1 protein-coding gene is annotated in these 341 nt (G+C 54.8%); it reads right to left on the minus strand.

Annotated features, from left to right (window positions below; translation table 11 throughout):
• Positions 1–341, minus strand: a 341-nt coding sequence (locus DEO45_RS16860) for a DnaT-like ssDNA-binding domain-containing protein (RefSeq protein ID WP_428992455.1), incomplete at both ends; no start/stop codon positions are given.

Below are 341 nucleotides of genomic sequence, written 5' to 3' on the forward strand. Positions count from 1 at the left end.
CCATAGGCGCCACGCCGTTTCTACGGCCGTCTGTTCCAGCAACTCGCAACCGTTGCTCACGGGCGGCTCGAATCTGTTGTACAGCTCTGGATGCTGCTGGCTCTGCTCGTACTCCCACATGATCGTTACTCCCGTTCGCTGGTTTTTTCTGGCGGACTTCCGCACGGTTAAGATGTCTTGCTAGTTTTTGCTCCCACTGGACCTGGTGAAACGCCCTGCCTTCAACCTGCCAGTACGCGATGAAGCTGCTTAACTCGGCAGCAAGATTTATCCCCGGTCTTAATGGCATTCCCCAAATCGTTGACAGTCGGGGAAAATCCTCGGAAGGTTTCCACCCGAAA

The organism is Rhodanobacter denitrificans (assembly GCF_003335105.1).
Classification (GTDB): domain Bacteria; phylum Pseudomonadota; class Gammaproteobacteria; order Xanthomonadales; family Rhodanobacteraceae; genus Rhodanobacter; species Rhodanobacter denitrificans_A.